Here is a 21,506-nt window from a genome sequence, read left to right on the forward strand (position 1 = left end):
GATCGGCCACCGTCCCTGGACGTCGGCCACCGCCCACGGTCGGACGTCGGCCACCGTCCTGGACGGACCGTCGGCCACGTCCTGGGGCGGAAGAACCCGGCCGCCCCCTACGGCGCTTCCATGGACGCCTTCTTCACCTCCGCCTCGACCTCGTTGCGCATCCGGCCCTCGTCCTTTGCGAACTCGGACACCGATGCCTGCACGTCGCGCGCCAGGTCCCGCCAGGCGCGCCAGGCCGTCTCGTACGTCGAGGTCTGCTCCTGCGTCCACGGGGCCGCCGTGGGCGGGCCGAAGGCCTCGCGCAGCTCGAGCACGCGCGTGTGCGCCTCATTGGCCGCGCGCTGTTTCTCCACGAGCTCGCCGAAAGTGTGTGCCACGTACGAAGGCTAAGGAGACGGCGGAGGTTTTGCGCGCCGAGCGGGGCGCGCCGCGCGGAACGTCGTTGTCAGTGGGCCCGGGCACACTGGTGGCATGTCCAGCCGTCGCAGACACTGCCCCGAGTGCCGTCGAGAGATCGCCGTCGTGGCGGGACGCTATGCCCGGCACGACCCGCCCGGCACACGGGAGAGCGGCGCGCTCGTCTCGTGCCCGGGCTCGCGCAGACCGGCGCAACTGGGCGCGGCGCAGCCGTCCTTGGACGGCCACGTCGTTGCGGAGTTCCCGGGGCAGCTGCCGTTGTTCTGACGGCGGCCGGCCGGGCTCAGTTGCCCGCCACCGACTTCACCGCCACCGACACGGGCGCCGATCCGCTCACCAGTTCCAGGGTCAGGCCCGCCGTCGCCGGGGTCTCCACCAACTCCGCCAGTACGGCGGCCACGTCGTCGCGGGGGATGAGGCCGCGGCCGGTGTGTGCCTCCAGGCGGACCTGACCGGTGCCGGCGTCGTTCGTCAGTGAACCGGGCCGCAGGATCGTCCAGTCGAGGGCGTCCAGGCCGCGCACGTGGTCGTCCGCCTCGCCCTTGGCCCTCAGGTAGACGTCGAAGACCTCGTCGCCCTGGTGCCGGGCGTCCGCGCCCATCGACGACACGACCACGAACCGGCGGACGCCCGCCCGGACGGCGGCGTCCGCGAAGAGCACCGCCGCGCCCTTGTCCACCGTGTCCTTGCGGTCCACTCCGCTGCCCGGGCCGGCGCCGGCGGCGAACACCGCCGCGTCCGCGCCGCGCAGTGCGTCCGCGACCTGCTCCACCGACGCCGACTCCAGGTCCAGCAGGACCGGTTCGGCGCCGACCGCCCGCAGGTCGTCGCCCTGTTCGGCCTTGCGGATCAGCCCCGCGGCCTCGTATCCGCGCGCGGCGAGCAGCCGCTCCAGCCGCAACGCGATCTGACCATGACCACCAGCGATGACAATGCGCATGCTTTCGACCGTACGCCTGCCGGAGGACGGGTGCCCGCGGCGTCGACGTGCCGGTGCGCCACACCCTGTGCGGCGGGCGTCACGACGGTCACGACAGCTCGGTGCGGCCCTGGCGGGGGAGATCCAGGTCCGCTGCCGTCGAGTCGCAGAACTCCCTGACCGCGCTGGTGCGGGCCACCACCCGGCCCCGGTGGATCACGATGCGGCTGTAGGCCAGGGACAGGGCCGCGGCGAGATGGTCCGCGCGTACGGCCAGGAGTTCGGCCGGGAAGCCCGCCTCCACGCGTACCTCGGGCAGGCCGAGCATCGCGCGGGCGGAGGCGCTGACGGTGTCGTAGGCCTCCTCCGGGCGCAGGCCGTGGCGGGAGGCCAGCAGATAGGCGGCCTCCAGCGGGTCGCCGCGGCCGACGGGGTTGGAGACGTCCCGCAGCGCGCCGCTGCCGGCCGCCACCTGGACGCCGGCGGCGCGCAGGAGGCGTACCGGTGCCGTGTCGCGCCCCTGGGCGCCCCCGCAGCCGCCCTGGGGCAGGCAGACGACGGTGACCCCGGCCGCGGCGAGCTGGTCCGCGGTACGGGCGGCCGTCTCCGCGGGGAGCCGGTCCAGGCCGCCGCACGGGCCGAGGGTGACGCCGGGGCGCAGGCCGCCCGCCATGGCCGCGAGCCGGGCCAGGCGGGCCGGGTCGGCGGCGTCGGTGTGCAGGTCGACCGGGCAGCCGTGCTCGGAGGCGACCTCCAGGACGGCCTCCACGTAGCCCGTGGGGTCGGGGTCGAGGTCGGGGCAGCCGCCGACGACCGAGGCGCCCATCTTCATCGCGTCACGCAGCATGGCCAGCCCGTCGGCCCCGGCCCGGCCGGTCAGGACGCGCGGTACGGCCACCGTCGTCAGCTCGGTGAGCCCGCGCAGCGCCCGCCGCGCCTGCAGGACCGCGCCCAGGGCGCCGAGGCCCTGGACGTCGCCCACGCGCACGTGGGCGCGCAGGGCGGTCGCCCCGTGGCCCAGCTGGAGGAGTGCGGCCTCGGTGGCGCGCCGCTGGACGTCCTCCGGGTCGGAGGAGGCCGGCCCGTCGCCGTCGGCCGACAGGGCGGTGTCGGCGTGGGCGTGCGGCTCGGCCGGGGCCGGCAGCAGCAGATGGCCGCGCAGATCCACGCGCGTGCCGCGGCACCGGGTCTCCGCCGCGAGGCTCCCCGCGGTGCCGACCGCCTCGATGCGCCCGCCGCACAGCCGGACGTCGACCCGCCGGCCGTCGGTGAGCCGTGCCCCGCACAGCAGCAGCCCCGGGTCGGCAGGTCCCGGGGACGGGGTCGACTGTGCCGGCTGACTGTCGGGCATCGCGCTCCAGGGGCTCGTCGGACCGCGCGCGGCGGCGCAAGATCACACAGAGTGGGTCGAGCCTAGGGTGGCGGCCCGCGCAGGTCAGGGAGGAGCGCAATAGTCGTACCGGTGTGGTCCTCGCGGGCGAGGGGCTGGTGGGACGCCTGAGAGGGCCGGAGGAATCGGATTTGGGGGAACGGCGGGCGACCGTGTAATGTCTTCCTCGCTCGCCCCAATAGCTCAGTCGGCAGAGCGTCTCCATGGTAAGGAGAAGGTCAACGGTTCGATTCCGTTTTGGGGCTCTGGTGAGTGAGACTCCCGTCGCGAGGCGGGAATCGATCACACCGCAGCGGTGTAGCTCAGTCGGTAGAGCAAGCGGCTCATAATCGCTGTGTCACCGGTTCAAGTCCGGTCACCGCTACTTCAGTAGCCGATTGGTGGGTCGGTCCGTCGATCGGCTACTCTTCATGTGCATTAATCTCTAGCAACCGTTCGTCAAGGAGCACTCACGTGGCTGCCACCGACGTCCGCCCGAAGATCACGCTGGCCTGCGTGGAGTGCAAGGAGCGGAACTACATCACCAAGAAGAACCGGCGTAACAACCCGGACCGTCTTGAGATGAAGAAGCACTGCCCGCGTTGCAACGCGCACACCGCGCACCGCGAAACGCGATAAATCAGGCTCGTACACGAGGCCGCCCCCGAGACATTGGGGGGCGGCCTCGCGTCGTTTCGTCACTGCGGCGAACGTTCGTTGTTCACACCAGGAGTGATTCACACCAGGAGGTGCCGGGCCATGGCGCTCGACCAGTCCTTCGTGGGGCGGACCTACCCGCCCACCGAGCCCTATGAGGTGGGCCGGGAGAAGATCCGGGAGTTCGCGGAGGCGGTGGGGGACACCAATCCCGCGTACATCGACCCGGAGGCCGCCAAGGCGCTCGGGCACCCGGATGTGATCGCTCCGCCGACCTTTGTGTTCGCCATCACCTTCAAGGCCGCCCGTCAGGTCATCGCCGACCCGCAGCTCGGCCTGGACTACAGCCGGGTGGTGCACGGGGACCAGAAGTTCGCCTACCGGCGTCCGGTGCGGGCCGGTGACCGGCTCAGGGTCACCTCGACCATCGAGGCGATCAAGTCGATGGCCGGCAACGACATCCTGGACGTCCGCGGCGAGGTGCACGACGAGGCCGGGGAGCACGTCGTGACTGCCTGGACCAAGCTCGTGGCCCGCGGGGCCGAGGAGGGGTGACGCGCATCATGACGGCGAAGATCGCTTACGACGACGTCGAGGTCGGCACCGAGCTGCCGGCCCAGACCTTCCCCGTGACCCGCGCCACACTCGTGCAGTACGCGGGCGCCTCCGGGGACTTCAACCCGATCCACTGGAACGAGAAGTTCGCCAAGGAGGTGGGCCTCCCGGACGTCATCGCGCACGGCATGTTCACCATGGCCGAGGCGATCCGGGTGGTCACCGACTGGGCCGGCGACCCGGGCGCGGTCGTCGAGTACGGCGTCCGCTTCACCAAGCCGGTCGTCGTGCCCAACGACGAGCAGGGCGCCACGATCGAGGTCAGCGCCAAGGTCGCCGCCAAGCTGGACGACCGGACCGTGCGCGTGGACCTCCTGGCGACCAGCGCCGGGCAGAAGGTCCTCGGCATGTCCCGGGCCGTGGTCCGCCTGGCCTGAGCCACGCACGCCGTACGTCACACGTAAGGGGCGCTCTCCAAGGGGGGGCACCCCTTACGCGTGTTCGACGCGCGCACGAAGGCGCCTTCACAGCCGGCCCTGACCCCCGAGCACCCCCTTGCATAGTTAGTGATTGAGTACTAACTTACTGTCCATGGTCAGGATGAGCGCGGAAGAGCGACGGGAGAGCGTCATCCGGGCGGCGACCGCGGAATTCGCCCGGGGCGGGTACCACGGCACCTCCACGGAGGCGATCGCCAAGCGGGTCGGGGTCTCGCAGCCGTATCTCTTCCGGCTGTTCCCCGGCAAGCGGGCGATCTTTCTCGCGGCGGCCGAGCGCTGCGTCGAGGACACCATCCGGACCTTCGAGGAGGCGGCCGAGGGCCTGCGGGGCGAAGAGGCCGTGGTCGCCATGGGCCGGGCCTACCGGCGGGTGATCGCCGAGCAGCCCGAACGGCTGATGATGCAGATGCAGATGTACCTCGCGGTCGCCGCCGCCGAGGCCGACGGTGATCACGAGTTCGGTGAGGCCGTGCGGCAGGGCTGGATGCGGCTGTGGGACACCGTGCATCTGCCCCTGGGCGCGGACGCCGGCGAGACGACGACGTTCATGGCGTACGGCATGCTCATCAACTGCCTGGTGGCGATGGGGTTCCCCGCCGACCACCGGGTGTGGGCGGGGCTGACCCCGCCCGAGCGGCCGGCGACCTGACGTGACCGACCCACAGCGGTCGGCCTCCGTATGCCCGCAAAGCTTAGTAATCACTAACTAATGAATTCTCTGGGGGAGAGATGTCACAACCCACCACCCGGGGCACCGCCTGGGCCCTGGTCATCACCAGCGTCGCCGGATTCATGGCGGCCCTCGACAACCTCGTCGTCACCACCGCGCTGCCCTCGATCCGCGAGGACCTCGGCGGCGGGCTGGGCGACCTCGAATGGACGGTCAGCGCGTACACGCTCACCTTCGCCGTCCTGCTGATGTTCGGCGCGGCCCTCGGTGACCGCTTCGGCCGCCGCCGGCTCTTCCAGGTCGGCGTCACCGTCTTCACCGTCGCCTCCGCGGCCGCGGCCATGGCCCCCGGCATCGGCGCGCTGATCGCCGCCCGGGCCGTCCAGGGCGTGGGCGCGGCGATCATGATGCCGCTCACCCTCACCCTGCTCACGGCCGCCGTCCCCGCCGCGAAGCGCGGCATGGCGTACGGCATCTGGGGCGCCGTGAACGGGCTCGCCGTCGCCTCCGGGCCGCTGATCGGCGGCAGCCTGACCGAGCACATCTCCTGGCACTGGATCTTCTGGCTGAACGTCCCCCTCGGCGTCGCCCTGCTGCCCCTCGCCCGGCTCCGCCTCGCCGAGTCCCACGGCACGGGGGCGCCGCTGGACCTGCCCGGCACGCTGCTCGCCAGCGGCGGCCTCTTCGGGATCGTCTACGGCCTGGTCCGCGGGCCGGCGGACGGCTGGACCAGCTCCCTGGTGCTGCTCGGTCTCATCGCGGGCGGCGCGCTGCTGGCCGGTTTCGTCCTGCACGGCACGCGGGCGAAGAACCCCATGCTGCCGATGAGGCTGTTCCGGTCGCGGGCGTTCTCCGGGATCAACGCGGCGAGCCTGCTGATGTTCCTGGGCATGTTCGGGTCGATCTTCCTGCTCAGCCAGTACATGCAGGGCGTGCTCGGTTACTCGCCGACCGAGGCGGGGCTGCGGATGCTGCCGTGGACCGGCATGCCGATGCTCGTCGCGCCGGTCGCGGGGATCCTGGCCGACCGGATCGGCGGGCGGCCGGTCGTCGCGGTGGGTCTCTTCCTCCAGGCCGCGGGGCTCGGCTACCTGGCCTCCGCGTCCACCGACCACGCGTCGTACGCGTCCCAGCTGCCGGGTCTGATCCTGAGCGGCGTCGGGATGGCGCTCTTCTTCGCGCCGGCGTCCCATCTGGTGATGTCCAGCGTCCGGGCCTCCGAGCAGGGGATCGCCTCCGGTGCGAACAACGCGCTGCGGGAGGTCGGGGGTGCGCTGGGTATCGCGGTGATGTCGTCGATCTTCTCGGCGCAGGGCGGATACGAGTCGGCGCAGGCCTTTGTCGACGGGTTGCGGCCGGCGGTGTTCACGGGGGCGGGGGTCGTGGCACTGGCAGGCGTGGCGACGCTGCTGATCCCTCGCGGCCGCCGGGTCCTGCCGGAGCCGGCCCGGCTGCCGGAGCGCCCACGGGAAACGTCGACGCACTGACCCTGCGCGGTGCCGCCCGCGGTCGCTCACCGGTGCCGCCCCTAGCGGCGGCACCGGTGCCCGCAGCTGGGTCGGCATGGCGCCCGCCCGGCGCCATGGCTGGCCGGGGGTGGGGACGCTCGCCGGCGCCGGCGGGGTGCCTCCCCCAAGCTCTTCGAGCAGGGGGGACCCCCAGCGCCCACCCGTGCCGCCCCAAGCGGCACGACTGCCCGCAGCTGAGTCGATGACGGCGTGCGCCCGCCCGCGGCGGGGAGGGGACGGGGTGGGGGGTGTCCGCCCGCAGCGGCCGGCACCGGGACACCGAGCACTCGTCGGGGACGGGTGGCCGGACCGAGGACGGACACCCCCCACCCCGGCCCCGACTCACCCACCGGCCGGAGGCGAGGACCGCAACCGGCCACCGGAGCGCGACGGGCCGCCGCAGGCACAAACAGGGGCGCGGGGAACTGCGCGACCAGCCACAACGAAACCCGCAGACGACAACGCACCCGCCCCCGGGGAGGCCTCCGCGCTCGCCCCGCCGCCGGCAGGCTTACGCTTGCTCGCGTGCTCGAACAACACGACGCCCCCCTCGCCCCCCTCACCACCCTCCGGCTCGGCGGTCCCGCCACCCGGTTGCTCACGGCGAGCAGTGACGCCGAGGTGATCGACGCCGTCCGGGAAGCCGACGCTACCGGCACCCCACTGCTGGTCATCGGCGGCGGCTCCAACCTGCTCGTCGGAGACAAGGGCTTCGCCGGGACCGCCCTGCGCATCGCGACCCGCGGCGTCGAGCTGAACGGCACCACCCTGGAACTCGCCGCCGGTGAGGTCTGGACCGACGCCGTCGCCCGCACCGTGGAGGCCGGGCTCGCCGGCATCGAGTGCCTCGCCGGCATCCCCGGGTCCGCCGGCGCCACCCCGATCCAGAACGTCGGCGCCTACGGCCAGGACGTCTCCGCCACCATCACCGAAGTGATCGCCTACGACCGCCGCACCCACCGCACGGTCACCCTCGCCAACGCCGACTGCGCCTTCTCCTACCGGCACAGCCGCTTCAAGCAGGACCCGGACCGCTACGTCGTCCTCCGCGTCCGCTTCGCGCTGGAGGACGCCGGGGGCCTGTCCGCCCCGATCCGCTACGCCGAGACCGCCCGCGCGCTCGGCGTGGAACCCGGCGACCGCGTCCCCCTCGCCGCGGCCCGCGAGACCGTTCTGAAGCTGCGCGCCGGGAAGGGCATGGTGCTGGACCCCGAGGACCACGACACCTGGTCCGCCGGTTCCTTCTTCACCAACCCCATCCTCACGGACACCGCCTTCGCGGCCTTCCGCGCCCGCGTCCACGACCGCCTAGGCGCCGGCACCGAACCGCCCGCCTACCCGGCCGGCGACGGCCACACCAAGACCTCCGCGGCCTGGCTGATCGACAAGGCCGGTTTCACCAAGGGCTACGGCACCGGTCCGGCCCGTATCTCCACCAAGCACACCCTCGCCCTGACCAACCGCGGTGACGCCACCACCGAGGACCTGCTGACCCTCGCCCGCGAGGTCGTCACCGGTGTCCACGAGGCCTTCGGCATCACCCTCGTCAACGAGCCGGTGACGGTGGGCGTCAGTCTGTAGCGCGGGCATCACATAGGGTCGTTCCCCGACCGCGCACCACGAGGGGAATCACCATGCACGCCGCCCGCCGCACCCATCGCACCCGTACCGCCGCGGCCCTCGCGGCGGCGGCCGTACTGCTGGGAGCCGCCACGACGGCCTGCGGCGGGAAGGACGAAACGGGCGGCGGCGCCACCGCATCCGACGGCAAGCAGGCCCAGGCGCCCGCCCCGGCCCGGACGTACGCCACGGACGCCGATCTGCCCGAGTCCCTCGCCCCCGACGGCACCACCGTCCGCGTCGGCTCCCCGGCCGCCAAGACCGTCGTGCACGTCTACGAGGACATGCGCTGCCCGGTCTGCGAGCGGTTCGAGACCCAGGGCGGCGGCGAGGCGCTGCGCGAGATGGTCCGCTCGGGCCAGGTCAGGGCCGAGTACACCCTGGCGTCCTTCCTGGACGACAAGCTCGGCGGCCAGGGCTCGAAGAAGGCCGCCAACGCCCTGCGGGCAGCCCTCGACCAGGGCAGGTTCGTCGAGCTGCACGACGCCCTCTTCGCCCACCAGCCCGACGAGAGCATCGACGGCTACACCGACGACTTCCTGCTCCGGACGGCGTCCCAGGTGCGGGGCCTGCGCGGCGCCCGGTTCGACGCGGCCGTCAAGGGCATGACGTACCGCTCCTTCGTCACCGCCTCCGAGAAGGCCTTCGACACCTCGGGCGCGAGCGGCACGCCCACGCTGAAGGTCAACGGCGAGGTCGTCCCGCAGAGCCTGGCCAACGGCCTGTTCGACAAGCAGTCGTTCCCGATGGTGATCGGCTCCATGAGCCAGTGACCCGAGGGCTCAGCCGTCCAGCCAGTCGTCCACCCCGGCCAGCAGCTCCCGCTTGACGCCCTCCGGCGCCGCCGTCGCGCGCAGCGACTGCCGGGCCAGCTCCGCGAGCTCCTCGTCCGTGAACCCGTGGTGCCGCCGCGCGATCTCGTACTGCGCGGCGAGCCGCGAGCCGAACAGCAGCGGGTCGTCCGCGCCCAGCGCCAGCGGCACGCCCGCCTCGTACAGGGTGCGCAGCGGCACGTCCTCGGGCTTCTCGTAGACGCCGAGGGCCACATTGGACGCCGGGCACACCTCGCAGGTGACGCCCTGCTCGGCCAGGCGCCGCAGCAGCCACGGGTCCTCGGCCGCCCGCACGCCGTGCCCGAGCCGGTCGGCGTGCAGGTCGTCCAGGCAGTCGCGCACCGAGGACGGGCCGGTCAGCTCACCGCCGTGCGGCGCGGACAGCAGTCCGCCGTCACGGGCGATGGCGAAGGCCCGGTCGAAGTCGCGCGCCATGCCCCGGCGCTCGTCGTTGGACAGCCCGAAACCGACGACGCCCCGGTCGGCGTAGCGCACGGCGAGACGGGCCAGGGTGCGTGCGTCCAGCGGGTGCTTCATCCGGTTGGCGGCGACCACCACCCGCATCCCGAGCCCGGTCTCGCGGCTGGTGGTCCGAACCGCGTCCAGGATGATCTCCAGCGCCGGGATCAGCCCGCCCAGCCGCGGGGCGTACGACGTGGGGTCGACCTGGATCTCCAGCCACCGGGAGCCGTCCTTCAGGTCCTCCTCCGCGGCCTCCCGCACCAGCCGCTGGATGTCCTCCGGCTGCTGGAGGCACGAGCGCGCGGCGTCGTAGAGCCGCTGGAAGCGGAACCAGCCCCGCTCGTCCGTCGCCCGCAGTCGCGGCGACTCCCCGCTGGCCAGTGCGTCGGTCAGCGCGTCCGGCAGCCGGACGCCGTGCTTGTCGGCGAGCTCCAGCAGGGTGGCGGGCCGCATCGAGCCGGTGAAGTGCAGGTGCAGATGGGCCTTGGGCAGTGCAGACAGATCACGTACGCGCTCCATCCCAGGATCCTGCCGCACGTCCGGGGCGTCCCGGTAGCTCTTTCCCCGATCGAGGTCTTGCCCGCACGAAGAAACGGGCCGCCCCCCGAAGGAGGCGGCCCGTGCCCAGCTCAGCGGGGTTGTCAGTCCCTGGCCTCCGCCAGCAGCTTCTGGATCCGGCTCACGCCCTCGACGAGGTCCTCGTCGCCGAGCGCGTAGGACAGCCGCAGGTAGCCCGGCGTGCCGAACGCCTCGCCCGGGACGACCGCGACCTCGGCCTCCTCCAGGATCAGCGCGGCCAGCTCGACGGTGTCCTGCGGACGCTTGCCGCGGATCTCCTTGCCGAGCAGCGGCTTGACCGACGGGTAGGCGTAGAAGGCACCCTCGGGCTCCGGGCAGAGCACGCCGTCGATCTCGTTGAGCATCCGCACGATCGTCTTGCGGCGCCGGTCGAAGGCCTCGCGCATCGTGGCGACGGCGTCGAGGTCACCGGAGACGGCGGCCAGCGCGGCTACCTGGGCGACGTTGGAGACGTTGGAGGTGGCGTGCGACTGCAGGTTGGTCGCGGCCTTCACGACGTCCTTCGGGCCGATGATCCAGCCCACGCGCCAGCCGGTCATGGCGTACGTCTTGGCGACGCCGTTGACGACGATGCACTTGTCGCGCAGCTCGGGCAGGACCGCGGGCAGCGACACGGCGGACGCGTCGCCGTAGACCAGGTGCTCGTAGATCTCGTCGGTGAGCACCCACAGGCCGTGCTCGAGAGCCCAGCGGCCGATGGCCTCGGTCTCGTGCTCGGAGTAGACCGCGCCGGTCGGGTTGGACGGGGAGACGAAGAGGACGACCTTCGTCTTCTCGGTGCGGGCGGCCTCCAGCTGCTCCACGGAGACGCGGTAGCCGGTGGTCTCGTCGGCGGTCACGAAGACGGGGACACCGCCGGCCAGCCGGATCGACTCCGGGTAGGTCGTCCAGTACGGCGCGGGGACGATGACCTCGTCGCCCGGGTCGAGGATCGCGGCGAACGCCTCGTAGATCGCCTGCTTGCCGCCGTTGGTCACCAGGACCTGGGACGCGTCGACCTCGTAGCCGGAGTCGCGCAGCGTCTTCGCGGCGATGGCGGCCTTCAGCTCGGGCAGGCCGCCGGCCGGGGTGTACCGGTGGTACTTGGGGTTCTTGCAGGCCTCGACGGCCGCCTCGACGATGTAGTCCGGAGTCGGGAAGTCGGGCTCACCGGCGCCGAAGCCGATCACCGGGCGCCCGGCGGCCTTGAGGGCCTTGGCCTTGGCGTCCACGGCGAGGGTGGCGGACTCGGAGATCGCGCCGATGCGGGCCGAGACCCGGCGCTCGGTGGGAGGGATTGCAGCGCTCATACGCCCATGCTTTCAGACCGGAAAGCGGTGCGGCACACCGGTTTCACGGAGTGAGCACGCACCGAACACCTGGCGGAACGCCCTAGGGGTCCGGCCCGTCCGGGTCGGACCCCTCACTCAGCGCCGGGCCGGCGCGCCTGTCGTACGGCTCATGGAGCGAGCATGGCCAGGGGGGCGTCCCGGGTGATCTCGGTGATCCGGGACTCGGACAGGCCGGCCTCGGTGAACCACTTCTGGCTGGCCGTCCGCCACTCCCCGATGTCCATCTGGGAGGTCTGGCCCAGGTCGGAGCTGTAGAGCACCCGGGGTACCCGGGCCAGGACCGCGGAGAAGTCCTCCCAGTCCTGGTAGCCCAGCAGGTAGGTCAGCGCGGTCTGCTCGGTCCACACCTGTTCCGCCGTCGCCAGGTCGAGGAGGTCGGCGCAGCTGAGGCCGGTCATCGGGTTGGCCGGCTGGTTGAGCATCAGACGCGGGACGTCGAGTCGTACCGCCTCCTCCACCAGCAGCCGTACCTCGTGGCCGTCGGCGTGCCCCGTGGAGATCACGACGGGCAGGTCGCGGGCCATGCGCAGGATCTCCCGGACCTCCGGGCGCAGTGTGCCGCCGTCGTCGGTGACGGTGAGCGGGCGCAGGCCGTCCCGGGCCAGCAGGGGATGGGCGGGGGTGCGGGCCAGACGGCTCTTGTGGGAGCGTCCGGTCGCCGTCGGGAGGTGGACGATGAGGCGCAGCCCGCTGTCCTCGCCGTGCTGGACGACCGCCTGATGCACCAGCCGGGGGTCCAGGCCGCCCGCGATGTCGTTGCACACGATCGACCCGGAGACGGGCAGCCCCTGCCGGCGGGCCTCCCAGGCCTGGGCGGCGGTGGAACCCAGGTGGTTCTTCAGGACCACCCAGCCGCCCAGCCCGGCGTACTCGGCGCCGGCCGAGGCCGCGGTGTGCCGCCGTACGTAGGCGTCGGGGCCCACGTGGTAGTGGACGTCGACGAATGCGGCCTCGTCGGCGCGGATCGCCGGCCGGAGGTCAGCGAGCGTCATCCGGTGCCTCCCAGGGGCGTGCGTAGCCGAAGCGGGCCCGTGCCTCGTCCAGCCGGAGGCCGCCCTGCGCGGCTTCCCGGATGCGCCGCTCCGTCCGCTCGACGGCCTCGGCCCGGCGGACGACCTCCTCGACGAGACCGGCGGGGATACGCAGCGCGCCGTTGTCGTCGGCGAAGATCAGGTCGCCGGGGCGGACCCGCGTGCCGGCGATGTCCAGCTCGGCCCCGGTGCGGTCCAGCACCACCCGGTTCTTGCCGCTGACCATGGTGACGGCCGTGCTGAAGAGCGGGTATCCGGCCTCGCGGGTCTCCCGTACGTCCCGGACGGCGCCGTGCACGACGGTGCCCGCGACCTCCCGGCGCTGGGCCACGGAGGTGAGCAGGGAGCCCCAGTTGGTGCAGGCGCCGGTGCCGCCGTTGTCGACGACCACCACGGAACCGGGCGGTACGTCGTCGAGGTAGTTGGCCGCGTTGTGGAACGTGCCGTCGTCCTCGAGGGGCCGGTAGCGCAAGGTGAACGCCGGGCCGAAGGCCACGGTGCCCGGAGTGCGGGCCGCGATGCCGGGCAGCACGCACGGCGCCGCGCGCAGGCTGTCGAGCGCGTCGGAGAGGGCGGCGGTGTCCAGCCGGGCCAGTCGGGCGCGCAGGTCGCCGTCCAGGGCGGGGCCGGCGGGTGCGGTGGTCATGCGGTCTCCTCCTCGAGGTGGCGGGTGACGGTCCAGGCGGCGAAGTGGCCGGCGCAGCCGATGACTTCGGGGCCCCGGTTGGGGACGGTCAGTGTGCCGGTGTGCTCGCGCGTCCCGTCGCTCACGGTGCACAGCAGGCGGACGGTGCCGGTGTGGTGTTCCGGACCGCCGCCGTCCCAGGTCGCGTCGAGGGCCGCGGAGAGCCGGCCGGAAGGACTCCCGGGCCGCGTGGTGCGGCGTTCGGCGGCCAGTTCGGCCGGGAAGCGGCCGCCGGTGACGCGGTCGTCCAGCTCCAGGTCCAGCTCACGGGCGTCCAGCCGCTCGGCCAGTTCCTGCACGGCGGTGCGCTCCCGGCTGGTGACCACGTATGCACCCAGTGCCGCGTCCAGCCGCTTCGCCAGCTCCGCCGCGCTGCCGGGCGGGCAGTCGATCCGGACGTCCACGTACGGGTAGTGCCAGCGGTAGGCGGGCTTGACGCTCAGCCCGAGGTCCCGGACGAGCGCGTCCACCGCAGCGGCGGCGTCCGCCTCGATGACGCCGAGGGTGCGCCGGAACACGGTGGTGACGGGCTCCGGTTCGGGCAGGTGATCGAGGCCGTCGCGCAGGACGGCGTCGAGCATCGGCAGGCACTCGCGGGGCGGGCCGGGGAGCATCACCACGGTGGTGCCCCGCAGGTCGGCACGGCAGCCCCAGGCGGTGCCGTTGGTGTTGGGCAGCAGGTCGGCGCCCTGCGGGAACTGCGCCTGGCGGCGGTTGTCCTCGTGCACGGTGACCCCGAAGCGGGTGAGCCGCTCGACGACGCCCTGCCAGGCCTCCTCGCGGTGCTCCAGCGGGAGACCGAGAGCGCGGGCCACCCCGAGGCGGGTGACGTCGTCCGAGGTGGGGCCCAGGCCGCCGATCACCACGACCACGTCGTCCCGGCCGATGGAGGCGCGTACGGCGTCCGCGATCGCCGCCTCGTCGTCGCCGACGGTGTGCCGGGCTCGGACCGGCACGCCGCGCGCGGCCAGCCTGCGGGAGGCCTCGCCGGCGTTGGTGTCGTCCAGGACGGCCCGCAGCAGCTCGTCCCCGACGGTGACGACGGCGGCGCTGTGCGCACGCGGTACGGCACGGCAGGCGTCCAGCACCGACGCGGCGCACTCCGTCGTGGTGGCGGTGCCGCCCAGGTCGTACGTCACCCGGTCCCGGCGGCGCGTGACATGGGAGACCGCGCCGCGCACCTCGTCGGCGGCCTCGCCGAAGCCGAGGTGTTCCAGGAGCAGCCCGACGGTCAGGAAGGCGGCGAGCGGGTTGGCCCGGCCGGTGCCGGCGAGGGCCGGGGCGCTGCCGTGGACCGGCTCGAAGTAGTTGCCGTTCTCGCCGATGTTGGCGCTGGCCGCGAGGCCGAGGCCGCCCATCACTCCGCCGCCGAGGTCGGACAGGATGTCACCGAACATGTTCTCGGCGACGATGACGCCGAAGCGTTCGGGGCGCCGCACCATCCACAGCGCGACCGCGTCCACGTTGAGGATCTCGTGCTCGATCTCCGGGTACTCAGCGGCGATCGCCTCGAGCCGCTCGCGGGCGTAGGCGCTGCTGTGCCGCAGGACGTTCGGCTTGTCGGCGAGGGTGACCCGCGGGTGGCCGTGGGCACGGGCGTGCTCGAAGGCGAAGCGCAGGATGCGGTCGAGGCCGTGCCGGGTGAGCATGCGCACGCTGGCCGTGGTTGCGTCACGGCCGCTGCGGCGGGCGTTGGGGTGCTCGGCGACGAGCGGCCACAGCTCTTCCGGCACCCGGTCCCAGTCGAGGCCCGCGTAGAGGCCTTCGGTGTTCTCGCGGACGACGCAGAAGCGGTACGGGGTGCCGCCGAGGTGGTTCTCGACGGGCCGGAGATTGGCGAACAGGTCGAGGCGCTGGCGCAGTTGGATGATGGGGGAGATGTAGCGCGGGGCGCGTTCGCTCAGGTGCGGGGCGAGGTCGGCGAGGGCCTCGCGCCCCGGCTTGCTGGTGGTGGCGCCGAGCAGCACGGCGTCGCTGCGGCCGATCAGGTCCCAGGTGCGCTGCGGCACCGGGTCGCCCTCGGTACGCCAGAACTCCCAGCCGATGTCCCCGTGTTCCAGGGTGATGGGCAGCCCGAGGGTGTCGAGCACGGGGAGGGCGGCGTCGAGTACCTCGGGGCCGATTCCATCGCCGGGAAGAACTGCGACGGTCTTACTCTTCATGGGTCCTCTTCATGAGCGGTGGTTCCAGGAACGCGGCGACGGCCCGCCGGGTGGCTTCCGGCTGGTCGGCGTGGGGGCGCATCCCTGCCTGCGGGATGCCGACGCAGGTGTGTCCGGGGCCGGTGGCGAGGTGGTGGTGGCGTACCAGGCGCGACTGTGTGCCGTACACGTGCAGCAGGCTGCCGGGGAACGCCTCGACGCTGCGGCGGGCGTCGGCCCGGTGCAGCAGGCGCAGCCCGGTGGCGAGCCGCCGTCCGGCCGACGGGTCGTCGTCGGGCCGGGGTTCGCTCTCGCGGGTGGCGGGGCCGGGAGCGCGGTCGGTGTCCGGGGCGCGGCCGTGGTCCGTGCCGGTGCCCGGGTCCGGGTCGCCGCCGGGGCTGTCCGCGCAGGCGGGCTGGTCCGGGCCGCGGACCACCTCGTGGAGCAGGCGCAGCGCGGCGGCCGTGCCGTGGGAGTCCGCGGTCGCGGCGATGCGTTCCAGGGTGGCGTCGAGCGGCCCGTCCGCAACGGTGGGGGCGGAGAGCAGGACGACGCGGGCGCGGTGGGTCCACGGCTCGGTGAGGAGGTGCTGGACGACGGCGCCGCCCAGGGCGTTGCCGACCAGCACGTCCGGTTCCTCGGCGCGGAGGACGTCCGACCACCGGCGGGCCAGCGCGGCCAGGTCGTCGCCCTCGCGCAGCAGCGACAGGGTGTCGTACACCGTCACCCGGTGGCCGGTCGACGTCAGCGCCCCGGCGACGGGGGCGAGGAAGGCCCCCTGGTCCCACCGGGCCATGACGGGGGCGAGGACACACGCGGTGCGGGGTGCCGCCTCGTCGCCCAGGCGCACGGCGACCGGGGCCGGGTCCGGCGCGCTGTCGCGCGCCGGACCGGGCCGCGTGGGCTGCGAGGTCACGCCGCGACCACCGCGGCGGTGAGCTCCCGGGCGGCGCTGAAGGCGGCGCCGATGTGGTCCTGGGGCAGCTTGCCGCGTTCCTCCACGGAGAGGTCGAAGTGGCCGAGCACGAGGTCGGGCAGCGGCAGTGAGGGCCTGGCCTCGGCGATCTCGCACTCCATGCGGTGTGCGAGGGTGAGGACGCGCCCGAGGTCGTACCGGTCGGCCCGGCCGCCCCGGGCCAGGTAGGCCAGCCACTGCTCGGTGATCAGGTTGCCGGGGCCCTTGCCCATGCCGAGGACCGAGGAGTCGATCCAGGTGGCGCCGGCGTCGACCGCCGCGATGGAGTTGGCCAGGGCCAGCCCCAGGTTGTTGTGGGCGTGCAGGCCGATGGCGGAGCGGGTCACCGACCGGACGAGGGTGACCAGGCGGGCGACCTCGTCCGGCAGCAGACTGCCGTTGGAGTCCGCCAGATAGATGACGTCGGCGCCGGCGTCCTCGGACAGCGCGGCGAGTTCCACGAGCCGGCGGCGGTCGAGCTGGCTGACGCGGGTGATGTTGACGGTGGTGGTGAAGCCGATGTCGGCCGCCTTGCGCAGCATGGCGAGCCCCGGCTCGGGCGCCTTGGACGGCAGGCAGAACCGCACGAGCCGTACGCCCGCCTCGTACATCCGGGTGAGGTCGTCGTCCTCGATGTTCTTCGGATGCAGGATCATGCAGATCCGCTCCGGTGCGATGACCTCGGCCATGGCCGCTATGTAGTCGTCGGCACCGACTCCGGTCAGACCCACGCCCGGCTTGGGCTGGAAGGAACCCTTGCGGTAGCCGATCTCGACCCACTCGATTCCGGCGGCGACGGCCTCACGGGCGTGGTGCCGGGCGTAGTCGAGTGAGAAGCCGAAGTTGTTCCGGTAACCCCCGTCCCGCAGCGTCACATCGAGATTGGTGACCATGTCTCCTCCGTTGGGTGTCCGAGGTGGCGGTGGTGAGGACGAGGGGTGCTCGTCGTTGCACGCGCGCCGCGGCCGATGGATCGCATCGCAGACCGCGACGGAAAGCCGGTACCGACCGGTAATCGACACAAATGATGAAGTCCCCCGTGCCCCGCTGCCTTGTTCATGCTTCAACGGGTCCGCATAATGAACATCGGCGGATTCCCGGAAGGCTTGTCGAACGCTATCCCTCACGCCAATCGCGGCGCAAGTCACTCTTGTTTACAGGGAAATGAACACCGAATGGGCGCCTGACCGGGGAATTGACGAGTTCTTTAGCATTGCTGTGCAACCGGCGAACCCCAGCATTGAATTCCGCGCTTTCCAAGGCGCAATCCGTTATTGCAGCCATCATGATCGGTGATGAGCCATGGGGGAATCGTCCCTGTGGGCGGCGCGGGCGCGGTCCGGCCTGATCGCGGCCCGAGGGCCCGGTGCGGCGTCAGACCGGCGGGCGGTCGGCTTCCGCGATGCTGCGGCGCACGCGCGCGGCCGTCGCCGTGAGCAGCTCGAGGCGTGCGGGGTCGGCGTCCTCACGCAGGGCCAGGGACATACGCATGGTGATGGGCTCGCCGTCCAGCGGGAGCAGCGCGATCCGGCGCGAGGCGACCGAGTCGGCCGCCGTGGTGTACATCAGCGTCCAGCCGCCGGCGCCCGCGCCCATCTCGGCGAGAGTGTTCTGGAGCCCGGTGAAGGGCGGTCCCAGGGTGGGCTCGAAACCCGCCTTGCGGCAGGCGGCGAAGACGGTGTCGAAGAGCACCGGGTTGTCGCTGCGGGGCGCGATGCGCAGCGGCAGATCCGCGAGGTCGGCGAGGTCCAGGCCCGGCCGTCCGGCCAGCGGGTGCGCGACGGGCAGGGCCGCCAGCAGCGGGTCGTACCAGAGGGTGAGCAGGCGCAGGCCGGGGGCGCTCTCGACGCCGCGGACGAATGCCGCGTCCAGTCGGCCGGCGCGCACCTCGGCCAGGCGGCTGTGGGCGTCGAGCGTCTGGAACTCGAAGCGGGTGCCGGATCCCGCGTCCGGCAGCGCGTCCAGGAAGTCGTCCAGCCGCTGCCCGAGCGCGGAGCCGATCCCGACGCGGAAGGTGGCCTCGTCGCGGGCGGTCAGCCGCTGGGCCTTGGCGGCGAAGGAGTCCAGCGCCCTCAGTACCTCGCGGCCCTCGGGCAGCAGGGCCTGACCGGCCGGGGTGAGGGTGACGGTGCGGCTCGAGCGGTCGAAGAGCTCGGTGCGCAGCTCCCGTTCGAGCCGCCGTACCTGCTGGCTGACCGCGGGCTGCCCGATGTGCAGCCGTTCCGCGGCACGTCCGAAATGCAGCTCCTCCGCGACGGCGACGAAGTACTGGATCTGACGCAGTTCCACAGGACCCCCCCATCCTTCAGCGGGCGACCCCCATGGTTGAACGCCGAAACATTCACCCGTGATTAAGAGCGGAATCTACGCCTTCGGAGCCGCTGCAAGGGGGATCCTCGCACACCCGGCAGCGGAGCCCGCAAGCGGGGCGGGTCCGCTGCCGCCTCGATCGATGGTTACTCCGCGGTAGCTGCTTCCAGGTCGGTGACCGGCACGGTGTCCGCTATTTGCTCGCTCTTCGCGCGGACGGCGGCTGTTTGCCGGTCCGCCAGGGAAAGGAAGAAGGCGAAGGCGCATATTCCCAGCAATGCGGCACCCAGGACGAACCAGCCGAGCGCGAACAGATCACCCGCAGGCAGCCGGCTCGAAAGGAAAATACCGAGGGAAGCGGAGAGCAGCTGGAGCGCGCCCATCAGCCCGGATGCCGAACCGGCCGTGGACCGGAACGTCGTCACACCCGCGCTCATCGACAGCGGCAGCAGGAAGCCGTTGCCGAACGTCATCACCGGCATGAAGACCAGCACCAGCAGGCCCCAGTGCCCGCCGGCCCGGCTCAGGCCCAGAGCCAGCATCATCAGCGCCCCGGCGAGGAAGAACCCGTGGCCCGTCCACAGCAGCCGGTTGACGGACCGCGTGCGGACCAGGGTGCGGGAGGTGAGGTTGCCCGCGACGTAGGCGATCGAGACGGTGATGTAGCAGTAGCTGGTGGTCTCGGTGGCCAGCCCCATCTTCTCGAACACCAGCGGCGAGGCCGCCAGGTAGCCGAAGTAACCGCCGTACGCCACCGCCAGGTTGACGGTGTACGCCCAGAACAGCGGGCGGGTCAGCAGCTTCGGGTAGCCCCGCAGCGTGGCTCCCAGGTGCTTGCTGCGGCGCTCCGGCGGCAGGCTCTCCGGGATCGAGGTGACCATCACCACCAGGGTCACCAGGCCGATCAGCGCGGTCACCACGAAGGGCGCGCGCCACGACACGTACGTGGTCAGGTAGCCGCCGAGGAGCGGGGCGACGGACGGGGAGACACCGACGATCGGCATGACCGTGGCGAACATCCGGGCCGCGTCCTTCTCCTCGTACAGGTCGCTGATCACCGCCCGGCCGAGCACCATGCCCGAGCCGGCGCCCAGCGCCTGGAGGAGCCGGCCGGCACCGAACACCCCGACCGTCGGTGCCGCGGCGCACACCAGCGAGGCGAGCACGAACAGGCCGAGCCCGGAGACGATGACGCGCTTGCGGCCGTAGGCGTCGGAGACGGGTCCGTAGACGGCCTGGGAGACCGCGATGCCGATCATGAAGGCGCTGAACGTCCACTGCACGGACGCGACCGGGGTGTGGAAGGCGTGCGCGGTGGCGGGCACGCCCGGCAGATTGATGTCGGAGGCGAACAGGCCGCCCGCGTTCAGCGAGCACAGGACGGCGAGCAGCAACGCGTACGGCGTACGCGTGGGTGCGGTCTTCATGTCACGTGGCGTCTTCCGTGGTCGAGGATGAGTCGGGAGAGGTCACCGGGAGGGAGACCTGTGCTCGGGCGATCTCCGCCCCGGCCGCCCGGCCGGACGTCAGCGCACGCAGCACCGAGGTCGCCTCGGGACAGCGGCCGTAGTAGAGCCCGGCCGTCTCCCCGACGGCGTACAGGCCCGCGAGGGGCTCGCCCTTCTCGGTCAGCACCCGCGCGTGGGCGTCGGTGCGCACGCCGCCGAAGGTGAAGGTGATGGCGCAGTGCACCGGCCACGCCATGAACGGCGGGGTGTCCAGCGGTACCGCCCAGTGCGACTTCGGCGGTACCAGGCCGGTGGTGCGCCTGCCGTCCGGGCGCGTCGGATCGTGCGGGACGGCGGACCGGCAGGCGTCGTTGAACCGGTCCACGGTCCAGCTCAGTTCGTCGGGCGGGAGGTCCAGCCGGACGGCCAGTTCGGTGACGGAGGACGCGGTGACCGGATCCCTGTCCGTCAGCAACGACCGCTCGTGCCCCTCGATCCGCAGCAGCTTGGCGTCGCAGACCAGGTAGGCCGACTGCCGGGCCTCCCGCCAGATCCGGTAGGCGACCTCCTCGGACGTGGCGTCCGGGGTGTCCGCGCCCTCGTCCAGGAAGCGCCGCCCGTCGGCGTTGACGAGGATCCCGTACGGATAGGCCAGGACGAGTGCCCGGGCCTGGTGACTGCGCGGGTCCACGGGCTCGCCGTGGAAGCGGTCGTACTGCCCGCCACGGGCGGCGCCCGCCGCCACCGCCATCTCGATGCCCTCGCCCCGGTCGTACCGGCCGCCGGGTGCGATGGGGCGCAAGGTGCCGGCGGTGGGCCCCACATGGCGCTCCAGCAGTTCCGGAGCGCCCTGGAACCCCCCGCTCGCCAGCACCACACACCGCGCCGGGATGTGGCGCGGCCTGCCGTCCTCCTCCACGTGGACGCCGTCGACGGCTCCGGAGGGGGTGGTGCTCAGGGCGACGGCCCGCACCCAGTAGGCGATCGAACCGCCCAGGCGTTCGAGCGAGCCGGCGAGAGCGTCCACGAGGGCCGCGCCGCCCCCGACCGGCATCAGCCGGGGGCCGCGCGCCGTCACGAAGTGCGTCGGCCGGGTCTCGAACGCCACGCCGTGCCGGTCGGCCAGCCAGCGCACGGTGGGCCCGGCGCCCTCGCACAGGGCCGCGACGCACGCGGGGTCGGCCCGGCCCTCGCTCAGCTCGTCCATCCGGGCCACGAAGCCGTCGGGGGGCGTGCCGTCCTCGGTGAGCCAGAGGTCGGCGCCGCTCCAGGCGGTGTTGCCGCCGCGGTTGTAGCGGCTGGACCGCTCCAGGACCAGGACCCGCGCGCCCGGGGCGTTCTCGGCGAAGCTGACCGCCGTCGCCAGCCCGGCGGCGCCGCATCCCACGACCAGCAGATCGACGGGTTCGGCCGGCGGCCGTACGGCGATGTCGTGCGCGTCGCTCACGGCGGCTCATCAACTCCTGTCCCAGGGCGTGGCCCGGCCGGCCGGCGCGGCCGGTGACGGCGGTTTCGC

General features: G+C 72.7%; 21 protein-coding genes and 2 tRNA genes. 10 read left to right on the plus strand and 13 right to left on the minus strand.

Annotation, left to right across the window (positions count from 1 at the left end; all coding sequences use genetic code 11):
* Positions 1 to 107: 107 nt before the first annotated feature.
* Complete coding sequence (locus ACZ64A_RS19285; protein WP_469811600.1) at positions 108 to 377, minus strand: hypothetical protein; 270 nt, start codon at positions 375 to 377, stop codon at positions 108 to 110.
* Positions 378 to 471: 94 nt separating this feature from the next.
* Between ACZ64A_RS19285 and ACZ64A_RS19290 the strand changes: the two genes are divergently transcribed.
* Positions 472 to 684 (plus strand): hypothetical protein, encoded by a 213-nt coding sequence (locus ACZ64A_RS19290; protein WP_469811602.1) that lies wholly within the window; start codon positions 472 to 474, stop codon positions 682 to 684.
* 16 nt (positions 685 to 700) lie between these two features.
* Here the strand turns inward: ACZ64A_RS19290 and ACZ64A_RS19295 are convergent, their stop codons facing one another.
* Together ACZ64A_RS19295 and ACZ64A_RS19300 are read right to left on the minus strand one after the other, a co-directional pair.
* Complete coding sequence (locus tag ACZ64A_RS19295) at positions 701 to 1,357, minus strand: SDR family oxidoreductase (RefSeq protein ID WP_469811603.1); 657 nt, start codon at positions 1,355 to 1,357, stop codon at positions 701 to 703.
* An 88-nt stretch (positions 1,358 to 1,445) separates the two neighbouring features.
* Positions 1,446 to 2,687 (minus strand): amidohydrolase family protein, encoded by a 1,242-nt coding sequence (locus ACZ64A_RS19300; RefSeq protein WP_469811605.1) that lies wholly within the window; start codon positions 2,685 to 2,687, stop codon positions 1,446 to 1,448.
* A gap of 211 nt (positions 2,688 to 2,898) precedes the next feature.
* Here ACZ64A_RS19300 and ACZ64A_RS19305 point away from each other — a divergent pair.
* The 9 genes from ACZ64A_RS19305 to ACZ64A_RS19345 all read left to right on the plus strand — a co-directional run bounded on the left by ACZ64A_RS19305 (position 2,899) and on the right by ACZ64A_RS19345 (position 8,988).
* Positions 2,899 to 2,971 (plus strand) — tRNA-Thr (locus tag ACZ64A_RS19305).
* 46 nt (positions 2,972 to 3,017) lie between these two features.
* Positions 3,018 to 3,090, plus strand: a tRNA-Met gene (locus tag ACZ64A_RS19310).
* An 89-nt stretch (positions 3,091 to 3,179) separates the two neighbouring features.
* Entirely contained in the window at positions 3,180 to 3,344 is a 165-nt protein-coding gene (gene rpmG, locus ACZ64A_RS19315) for a 50S ribosomal protein L33 (protein WP_003948671.1), read from the plus strand.
* A gap of 120 nt (positions 3,345 to 3,464) precedes the next feature.
* Entirely contained in the window at positions 3,465 to 3,917 is a 453-nt protein-coding gene (locus ACZ64A_RS19320) for an FAS1-like dehydratase domain-containing protein (protein ID WP_469811607.1), read from the plus strand.
* Positions 3,918 to 3,925: 8 nt separating this feature from the next.
* Positions 3,926 to 4,354, plus strand: coding sequence for a MaoC family dehydratase (locus ACZ64A_RS19325; RefSeq protein WP_469811609.1), 429 nt, complete (start codon positions 3,926 to 3,928; stop codon positions 4,352 to 4,354).
* Positions 4,355 to 4,508: 154 nt separating this feature from the next.
* Positions 4,509 to 5,066: a TetR/AcrR family transcriptional regulator gene (locus tag ACZ64A_RS19330; protein ID WP_469811611.1), complete on the plus strand. Its 558-nt coding sequence runs from the start codon at positions 4,509 to 4,511 to the stop codon at positions 5,064 to 5,066.
* An 80-nt stretch (positions 5,067 to 5,146) separates the two neighbouring features.
* Positions 5,147 to 6,574, plus strand: coding sequence for an MFS transporter (locus ACZ64A_RS19335; RefSeq protein WP_469811613.1), 1,428 nt, complete (start codon positions 5,147 to 5,149; stop codon positions 6,572 to 6,574).
* Positions 6,575 to 7,120: 546 nt separating this feature from the next.
* Entirely contained in the window at positions 7,121 to 8,176 is a 1,056-nt protein-coding gene (locus tag ACZ64A_RS19340; protein WP_469811615.1) for a UDP-N-acetylmuramate dehydrogenase, read from the plus strand.
* Positions 8,177 to 8,229: 53 nt separating this feature from the next.
* Positions 8,230 to 8,988, plus strand: a complete 759-nt coding sequence (locus ACZ64A_RS19345) for a DsbA family protein (protein ID WP_469811617.1) — start codon at positions 8,230 to 8,232, stop codon at positions 8,986 to 8,988.
* A gap of 9 nt (positions 8,989 to 8,997) precedes the next feature.
* On the opposite strand, the gene ACZ64A_RS19350 is transcribed toward ACZ64A_RS19345, so the two are convergent.
* The 10 genes from ACZ64A_RS19350 to ACZ64A_RS19395 all read right to left on the minus strand — a co-directional run bounded on the left by ACZ64A_RS19350 (position 8,998) and on the right by ACZ64A_RS19395 (position 21,437).
* Positions 8,998 to 10,029, minus strand: coding sequence for an adenosine deaminase (locus ACZ64A_RS19350; RefSeq protein ID WP_469811619.1), 1,032 nt, complete (start codon positions 10,027 to 10,029; stop codon positions 8,998 to 9,000).
* A gap of 122 nt (positions 10,030 to 10,151) precedes the next feature.
* Complete coding sequence (locus tag ACZ64A_RS19355) at positions 10,152 to 11,378, minus strand: pyridoxal phosphate-dependent aminotransferase (RefSeq protein WP_469811620.1); 1,227 nt, start codon at positions 11,376 to 11,378, stop codon at positions 10,152 to 10,154.
* A gap of 149 nt (positions 11,379 to 11,527) precedes the next feature.
* The gene (locus ACZ64A_RS19360; RefSeq protein ID WP_469811621.1) at positions 11,528 to 12,412 is read right to left on the minus strand and encodes a DUF6282 family protein; all 885 of its coding nucleotides are present in this window, start codon (positions 12,410 to 12,412) and stop codon (positions 11,528 to 11,530) included.
* Complete coding sequence (locus tag ACZ64A_RS19365) at positions 12,399 to 13,097, minus strand: RraA family protein (protein ID WP_469811623.1); 699 nt, start codon at positions 13,095 to 13,097, stop codon at positions 12,399 to 12,401. Before ACZ64A_RS19365 ends, ACZ64A_RS19360 begins: the two co-directional genes overlap by 14 nt.
* Positions 13,094 to 15,298, minus strand: a complete 2,205-nt coding sequence (locus tag ACZ64A_RS19370; protein ID WP_469811624.1) for an isocitrate/isopropylmalate family dehydrogenase — start codon at positions 15,296 to 15,298, stop codon at positions 13,094 to 13,096. The genes ACZ64A_RS19365 and ACZ64A_RS19370 overlap by 4 nt, the downstream gene beginning before the upstream one ends.
* Positions 15,288 to 16,193 carry an alpha/beta fold hydrolase gene (locus tag ACZ64A_RS19375; protein ID WP_469811626.1) on the minus strand — a complete coding sequence of 302 codons (906 nt, stop codon included), beginning with the start codon at positions 16,191 to 16,193 and terminating at the stop codon, positions 15,288 to 15,290. The genes ACZ64A_RS19370 and ACZ64A_RS19375 overlap by 11 nt, the downstream gene beginning before the upstream one ends.
* Positions 16,190 to 17,125 carry a beta/alpha barrel domain-containing protein gene (locus tag ACZ64A_RS19380; protein WP_469811627.1) on the minus strand — a complete coding sequence of 312 codons (936 nt, stop codon included), beginning with the start codon at positions 17,123 to 17,125 and terminating at the stop codon, positions 16,190 to 16,192. The genes ACZ64A_RS19375 and ACZ64A_RS19380 overlap by 4 nt, the downstream gene beginning before the upstream one ends.
* Positions 17,126 to 17,606: 481 nt before the next feature.
* Positions 17,607 to 18,521 (minus strand): LysR family transcriptional regulator, encoded by a 915-nt coding sequence (locus ACZ64A_RS19385; RefSeq protein WP_469811629.1) that lies wholly within the window; start codon positions 18,519 to 18,521, stop codon positions 17,607 to 17,609.
* 167 nt (positions 18,522 to 18,688) lie between these two features.
* Complete coding sequence (locus tag ACZ64A_RS19390) at positions 18,689 to 19,969, minus strand: multidrug effflux MFS transporter (RefSeq protein WP_469811631.1); 1,281 nt, start codon at positions 19,967 to 19,969, stop codon at positions 18,689 to 18,691.
* Between the two features lies 1 nt (position 19,970).
* On the minus strand, positions 19,971 to 21,437 hold the full coding sequence (locus ACZ64A_RS19395; RefSeq protein WP_469811633.1) for an FAD-binding protein: 1,467 nt from the start codon (positions 21,435 to 21,437) through the stop codon (positions 19,971 to 19,973).
* Between the last annotated feature and the right edge of the window lie 69 nt (positions 21,438 to 21,506).

The sequence above is a fragment of the Streptomyces sp. NPDC104814 genome (assembly GCF_055583185.1).

Bases quoted from the DNA above. Each gene is read 5' to 3' on its own strand.
- ACZ64A_RS19290 (WP_469811602.1), top strand. From the start codon at position 472: ATGTCCAGCCGTCGCAGACACTGCCCCGAGTGCCGTCGAGAGATCGCC.
- ACZ64A_RS19295 (WP_469811603.1), bottom strand. From the start codon at position 1,357: ATGCGCATTGTCATCGCTGGTGGTCATGGTCAGATCGCGTTGCGGCTG.
- ACZ64A_RS19300 (WP_469811605.1), bottom strand. From the start codon at position 2,687: ATGCCCGACAGTCAGCCGGCACAGTCGACCCCGTCCCCGGGACCTGCC.
- ACZ64A_RS19320 (WP_469811607.1), top strand. From the start codon at position 3,465: ATGGCGCTCGACCAGTCCTTCGTGGGGCGGACCTACCCGCCCACCGAG.
- ACZ64A_RS19325 (WP_469811609.1), top strand. From the start codon at position 3,926: ATGACGGCGAAGATCGCTTACGACGACGTCGAGGTCGGCACCGAGCTG.
- ACZ64A_RS19330 (WP_469811611.1), top strand. From the start codon at position 4,509: ATGGTCAGGATGAGCGCGGAAGAGCGACGGGAGAGCGTCATCCGGGCG.
- ACZ64A_RS19335 (WP_469811613.1), top strand. From the start codon at position 5,147: ATGTCACAACCCACCACCCGGGGCACCGCCTGGGCCCTGGTCATCACC.
- ACZ64A_RS19345 (WP_469811617.1), top strand. From the start codon at position 8,230: ATGCACGCCGCCCGCCGCACCCATCGCACCCGTACCGCCGCGGCCCTC.
- ACZ64A_RS19350 (WP_469811619.1), bottom strand. From the start codon at position 10,029: ATGGAGCGCGTACGTGATCTGTCTGCACTGCCCAAGGCCCATCTGCAC.
- ACZ64A_RS19355 (WP_469811620.1), bottom strand. From the start codon at position 11,378: ATGAGCGCTGCAATCCCTCCCACCGAGCGCCGGGTCTCGGCCCGCATC.
- ACZ64A_RS19360 (WP_469811621.1), bottom strand. From the start codon at position 12,412: ATGACGCTCGCTGACCTCCGGCCGGCGATCCGCGCCGACGAGGCCGCA.
- ACZ64A_RS19365 (WP_469811623.1), bottom strand. From the start codon at position 13,097: ATGACCACCGCACCCGCCGGCCCCGCCCTGGACGGCGACCTGCGCGCC.
- ACZ64A_RS19370 (WP_469811624.1), bottom strand. From the start codon at position 15,298: ATGAAGAGTAAGACCGTCGCAGTTCTTCCCGGCGATGGAATCGGCCCC.
- ACZ64A_RS19380 (WP_469811627.1), bottom strand. From the start codon at position 17,125: ATGGTCACCAATCTCGATGTGACGCTGCGGGACGGGGGTTACCGGAAC.
- ACZ64A_RS19390 (WP_469811631.1), bottom strand. From the start codon at position 19,969: ATGAAGACCGCACCCACGCGTACGCCGTACGCGTTGCTGCTCGCCGTC.